The 6,110-nt window shown below is 56.5% G+C and carries 6 protein-coding genes and 1 pseudogene; 3 read left to right on the plus strand and 4 right to left on the minus strand.

The window, feature by feature from the left end:
* Window positions 1-1,435 (minus strand): carbon starvation CstA family protein (locus SOP95_RS31210; RefSeq protein WP_323609482.1); only part of this gene is annotated, 1,435 nt, incomplete at its 3' end.
* A 342-nt stretch (window positions 1,436-1,777) separates the two neighbouring features.
* On the opposite strand from SOP95_RS31210, the gene SOP95_RS31215 reads away from it, so the two are divergent.
* The 3 genes and pseudogenes from SOP95_RS31215 to SOP95_RS31225 form a co-directional block, all read left to right on the plus strand.
* A complete protein-coding gene (locus tag SOP95_RS31215) occupies window positions 1,778-3,148 on the plus strand; it encodes a cache domain-containing protein (protein ID WP_046820283.1) in 1,371 nt (456 codons plus the stop codon).
* Between the two features lie 7 nt (window positions 3,149-3,155).
* Complete coding sequence (locus tag SOP95_RS31220; RefSeq protein ID WP_077183156.1) at window positions 3,156-3,788, plus strand: response regulator; 633 nt, start codon at window positions 3,156-3,158, stop codon at window positions 3,786-3,788.
* A 137-nt stretch (window positions 3,789-3,925) separates the two neighbouring features.
* Window positions 3,926-4,129: pseudogene (locus SOP95_RS31225) on the plus strand (hypothetical protein); the annotation flags it as partial.
* Window positions 4,130-4,227: 98 nt separating this feature from the next.
* On the opposite strand, the gene SOP95_RS31230 reads toward SOP95_RS31225, so the two are convergent.
* The 3 genes from SOP95_RS31230 to SOP95_RS31240 form a co-directional block, all read right to left on the minus strand.
* Window positions 4,228-4,443: a TOBE domain-containing protein gene (locus tag SOP95_RS31230; protein ID WP_274078135.1), complete on the minus strand. Its 216-nt coding sequence runs from the start codon at window positions 4,441-4,443 to the stop codon at window positions 4,228-4,230.
* A gap of 126 nt (window positions 4,444-4,569) precedes the next feature.
* Window positions 4,570-4,761 (minus strand): hypothetical protein, encoded by a 192-nt coding sequence (locus SOP95_RS31235; protein WP_274078134.1) that lies wholly within the window; start codon window positions 4,759-4,761, stop codon window positions 4,570-4,572.
* 115 nt (window positions 4,762-4,876) lie between these two features.
* Window positions 4,877-6,110: RHS repeat-associated core domain-containing protein (locus tag SOP95_RS31240; protein WP_323609483.1), on the minus strand; the 1,234-nt coding region annotated here is incomplete at its 5' end.

Here is a 6,110-nt window from a genome sequence, read left to right on the forward strand (position 1 = left end):
GGATGAACAGCGCTTCGAACAGGATCGCGAAGTGGTACCAGAACGCCATGGTGTTTTCACCTGGCAGTAGCTGGTGCAGGATCTGTGCGATACCGACCGCCAGGGTCGGCGCACCGCCGGCACGGGCCAGGATGGTGGTTTCACCGATGTCGTGGGCCACCGCCTGCAACGCTTCCGGGGTGATTGCAAAACCCCAGCTGCTGACGGTTTGCGCCACGGCCACCGCGTCGGCACCGACCACGGCCGCCGGGCTGTTCATGGCGAAGTACACACCCGGGTCGATCACCGAGGCAGCGACCATGGCCATGATGGCCACAAAGGACTCCATCAACATGCCGCCGTAACCGATGTAACGGGCGTGACCTTCACTGGCGAGCAGCTTCGGCGTGGTGCCGGAAGCGATCAGCGCATGGAAACCCGATACCGCGCCACAGGCGATGGTGATGAACAGGAACGGGAACAGACCGCCCTTCCATACCGGGCCAGTGCCATCGATGAACTGGGTCAGCGCCGGCATTTTCAGCTCCGGCATGGTCACCAGGATGCCGATAGCCAGGGCGACAATGGTACCGATTTTCAGGAAAGTAGAGAGGTAGTCACGGGGTGCCAGGATCAGCCACACCGGCAACACTGCGGCGACAAAACCATAACCGATCAGCATCCAGGTGATCTGGATACCGGTAAAGGTAAAGGCCTTGGCCCACACCGGATCAGCAGCGATCTGCCCGCCGAGCCAGATCGACCCCAGCAGCAACAGCACGCCGATCACCGAGATCTCACCGATGCGGCCCGGGCGGATGTAGCGCATGTAGATGCCCATGAACATCGCGATCGGGATGGTCGCCATCACCGTGAAAATGCCCCACGGGCTCTCGGCCAGGGCCTTGACCACGATCAGCGCCAGCACCGCGAGGATGATGATCATGATCAGGAAGCAGCCGAACAGCGCGATGGTGCCGGGGATGCGGCCCATCTCTTCGCGGACCATGTCGCCCAGCGAACGGCCGTTGCGGCGGGTGGACATGAACAGGACCATGAAGTCCTGCACGGCACCGGCCAGCACCACGCCGGCAATCAGCCACAGCGTGCCGGGCAGATAGCCCATCTGCGCCGCCAGGACCGGACCGACCAGCGGCCCCGCGCCGGCGATGGCCGCGAAGTGGTGACCGAAGAGTACGTGTTTGTTGGTCGGCACGTAGTCCAGACCGTCATTGTTGAGTACAGCGGGAGTGGCACGATTGGGGTCCAGCTGCATCACTTTGTTGGCGATGAACAGGCTGTAGTAGCGGTAGGCAACGAGGTAGATGGCGACGGCTGCGACGACGATCCACAGGGCGTTGATCGCTTCACCGCGGCGCAGGGCCACGACACTCAGCGCAATCGCTCCCAGGACAGCCACGGCAAACCAGGCGAGGTGTTTAGCCAGACGGGGCATAGGGGGTCTCCTGCCGACAGCTCGTGACTGCGGCGGTAATTTTTATAATTGTGTCCGCTGAGCGGAGCTGGCCCAATATCCGCGCATGGCGTCCACAAATAAATCCGCGTTACTACGTACTCGCCATCTACGTAGTTCTACGTAGACTCCAAAAATCTGCCGGCTGAAACGCAAACCCCCTGTAGGAGCTGCCGAAGGCTGCGATCTTTTGATTTTGATTTTTCAAGATCAAAAGATCGCAGCCTTCGGCAGCTCCTACAAAGAGCATTCCGTCCAGCAACGCTACAGGCCAAGCGTATCTTTGGCATATGATCCCCACCCCTCGCGCGGGCAGGAGTGAACATGCAGCTCAAACACAAGATCGTCGCCCTCGGCATTCTGCCGCTGGTGCTGGCCATTGCCGTCATCTGCGCCCTGGTGATTTCCCTCAACCGCCAACTGGGCGATCAACAGGCGCAGCTGATCGAAGACAGCATCCTGATGAGCAAGCGCGCGGAACTGAAAAACTACGTCGAAATGGCGAAGAGCCTGATCGAGCCGCTGTACGACAACGGCCAGGGCGATCAGCGCGCCCAGCAACAGGTGCTGGAAGAACTGCGCAAGCTCAGCTTCGGCATCAACGGCTATTTCTTCGTCTACGACCATGAAGGCCGCAGCCTGATGCACGCACGCCAGTCGGAACTGGTGGGCCAATACCTGTGGGACATGAAGGACCCCCACGGCCTGCCGGTGATCCAGGCGCTGCTCAAGAGTGCGCAATCGGGCGAAGGCTTCCAGCGCTACGCCTGGAACAAGCCCTCCTCCGGCCAGGTCACCGACAAGCTCGCCTACGTAGTGATGCTCGATCGCTGGGGTTGGATGCTCGGCACCGGCATCTACCTCGAAGACGTCGAGCGCGCCACCCAGCAGGCCCGTGCCGAAGTGGCCCAGGGCATCCGCAAGACCATGATGGCGATTGCCGTGGTGGCGCTGGTGGCGGTGCTGTTCGTGTTCGCCACCGGCATGACCCTCAACGTCAGCGAGCATCGCCTGGCCGACAAGAAACTGCAGCGCCTGACCCAGCGCATCGTCAGCCTGCAGGAGGAAGAGCGCTCGCGGGTTTCCCGTGAACTGCACGACGGCATCAGCCAGGTGCTGGTCTCGATCAAGTTCCAGTTCGAACTGGCCAGCCACTTGCTGGAAAACGGACAAAACCACGACAAAGGCTTGAACACGTTGAAAGACGCCACCGAGCGCCTGGGCGAAGCCATCGGCGAAGTGCGCAGTCTCTCCCATGATCTGCGCTCATCCTTGCTAGATACCCTCGGCCTGCCAGCCGCCATCGGCCAACTGGCTGCGGAATTCCAGCAGCGCAGCGGCTTGACCGTGACCTACGACGAAAATGAATTCGACTGCCAACTGGTCGACGGCGCCGCTGTTGCGCTGTTCCGCATCGTCCAGGAAGGCCTGACCAACATCGAACGTCACGCCCAGGCGAAAAACGTGTCCATCAGCCTGCGCGGGTGTGAACAGTCCGTGCGGCTGACGCTGGTCGATGACGGCATGGGGTTCAATGTTGCCCAGGTCGAACGTCGCCAGGCCGGCATTGGCTTGCGTAACATCCGCGAACGCGTCGAACATTTTGGCGGGCGTTTCGATTTGATCTCGATGCCAGGCAGAAGCGAGCTGGACGTACGGCTGCCGATGAAACCTGGCGCAAAACTACAAGAGTGAACCTTGCATGAACCTGCCCTCCCCGATCCGTGTCGCCCTGGTCGACGATCACTCCCTGGTCCGCGACGGCATCAAGGCGCTACTGGCCGTGATGTCGCCCCTGGAAATGGTCGGCGAAGCGGAAAACGGCGCCGAGGCCATCGAGATGGTCGGGCGCTGCCAGCCCGACCTGCTGCTGGTCGACATCAGCCTGCCGGACATGAACGGCCTGGAACTGACCCGCGTGCTGCGCACCCAGTACCCGTCGCTCAAGGTGCTGGTGCTGAGCATGTACGACAATTACGAATACGTCAGTGAATCGGTGCGCTCCGGCGCCAGCGGCTACGTGCTGAAGAATGCCCCGTCCCGGGAAATCATCGCCGCCATCGAAGCCATCTCCAGCGGCGGCACCTTCTACAGCGCCGACATCGCCCAGCGGCTGATCGCCGACAGAAACACCGACAACGAACTCACACCGCGGGAAAGCCAGGTGCTGGCGAAAATGGCCCAGGGCCTGAACAACAAGGAAATGGCCCGGGAACTGGACATCAGCGTGCGCACCGTAGAAACCCATCGCCTGAGCATTCGGCGCAAGCTAAACATCGACAAGCCGGCGGCACTGGTCAAGTACGCCCTTGATCACGGACTGATTTCCCGCTAACGCCACGAATCCACAAGGATCACCGAATCCTCCATTGACTACGTCAATAGTCACCATTAACTCAATGAAGTTCTCTTAAAAACTGTGCGGCGTAACATCAGCTCCATACCAACCAACAACACCCGGAGCACACGATCATGAAACGCCAAACCCTCCTCAGCATCGCTTTCTCGGTTTTTGCAGTTAACGCTTTTGCCGCTACCTCTGCTGCGCCTGTTGTGGCTGAAGGTGGCTCGGATCGTCTGATTGAAAGCCGTGTGGCTGAGGGTGGTTCTGACCGCCTGATCGAAAATCGTGTGGCTGCCGATGGTTCGGACCGTCTGCAAGGCAATACCGTCGCCTGACCCCATCGCTGCACCGCAGTACCCAACAAAAAGCCCGGCCTGATCAGCCGGGCTTTTTGTACCTGTGATAATTAGTCAGGCGTTGAACCTCGGATTCAGAGTTTGGCAATCGAGACTTCAGTGGATTTCACGAAGGCAATCACTTCGCTCCCAACCTTCAGTTCAAGGTCGCGCACCGAGCGGGTGGTAATCACCGAGGTGACAATGCCGGATGCCGTTTGCACGTCGATTTCGGACACCACTTCGCCTTCCAGAATTTCCTTGATGATGCCCTTGAACTGGTTGCGGACGTTGATCGCTTTGATGGTCATGTTGAGGCTTCCTGTCTGATGTCGACCCTTGCGGATGAAGGGGCAGGCCTCAAAGGTGCACTGCCTGCCACAACAACAAAAGGAATAAATAATTATCTATTTATATCATTTAGGAATATGAATTCCTCAGGCCAGACTTGGCGCCGTCTCATCGTTGCTGGCGCGATCAACATCCAGCAATACATCCAGAGTGGTGAGGAACAGGTCATGGCTCATGATGCCGGTGCACACCGTTGATAGCATCGGATTCCCGGTCTCGTCCTTGATGGTGACTTTCTCACTCCAGGCATTCAAATCGACGGAAGTAAGAGTCGACACCGGAGCTTTACGCCCGTCAACCTGCAGCGAAAAAGAGCGAAAAAGGGGACAGATTTATTTAGGGAAAAACGAAAAACGGTCCAAAATAAATCTGTCCCCTTTTCCGCTTATTCACTCAACAACTCTGTGCAACCTCCTTAAAAGCGACCCCTCTCAGGCCCTGCGACTCTACAGCATCTTTGAACACTTGACTGACATATAGAACTTGCGGATTTTCAGGAATGCGAAAAATCTCACTCTTGTAATTCTCGGGAATATTTAACACCGCTTTGTAAACTACATACCCACCCTCCCCCTTATCATAATCGGATTGATCAACATCAAATGCATCTGATAGAACCTCGGCAACAAATACTGCGACATCCCCCGCACGCGGCCCGAGCAACTTAACCGTAGGAAAAACCTGCAAAAAACCAAGCGCCTCATATGCTTTTTCAGAGACAACCAAGATAGGCCTGAAAAATGTAAAAAAATCAGAAAGTGCCGGTTTGTTTTTATCATCACTATTATATACAACGCGATAACACTGGTTTTCAGACTCCAAAATTGCGTCACCATATGCAAGCTTTGTAGCGAACTCCTGCAGACTTTCCACTTGATCCGCATCGACCAATGTTTTATATTTGTCATTTTGCGTTATTGAATAAATTTTCATAAGCCACCCAAATAATCCGGACCACTGAGCGTCCCGTGGACTCGTTAGTAATGTATTTCGGACTCTATCGATTGTCTTCAAAACCATCGGCTTACCACCAGCCTTATCTGCACTAATTATAAGCTGGTTAACATTCTCAAAATAAGAATTTGGATGCTTACCATTATGCAGGATCCCTGGCACGCTCGAGTCAACGTTATTACGATTAGGCAAAAACACTCCGTTGATTGCATCATCCACATGAATATCATGCTTTGCCAGGACCGCTCTCGCAGGAGCTGCAAGCTTGGCAGTATCACCAACGATGTGATGAGCAGCGGAGTTTGCGGGGCGGGGAGTTCCACTTTTTGTCATATTGTTGCTTAGCGCTTTGGAGCAAAGCCCCAATGGATCGATCCAACCAATAGCGCTATTAGCATATTGATACAGATTGACTCCGCCAGCTAAACCAATCGGATCCTGCGCCACAAACCGCCCCACCTCCGGATCGTAATACCGAAACGTGTTGTAGTGCAGCCCCGTCTCGCCATCAAAATACTGCCCCTGAAACCGCAGGTTCTGCTCGACATCATTGACCGCCAGCCTTTCAACCGAACCCCACGCCTTGTACGTCGCCTGCCAGACAATGCTCCCGTGCGCGTCAGTCATCTCCAACGGCGTACCAATCTGATCAGTGTGGAAGTAGTAAAGCTTC

The organism is Pseudomonas sp. YuFO8, assembly GCF_035065025.1.
GTDB lineage: Bacteria > Pseudomonadota > Gammaproteobacteria > Pseudomonadales > Pseudomonadaceae > Aquipseudomonas > Aquipseudomonas putida_AE.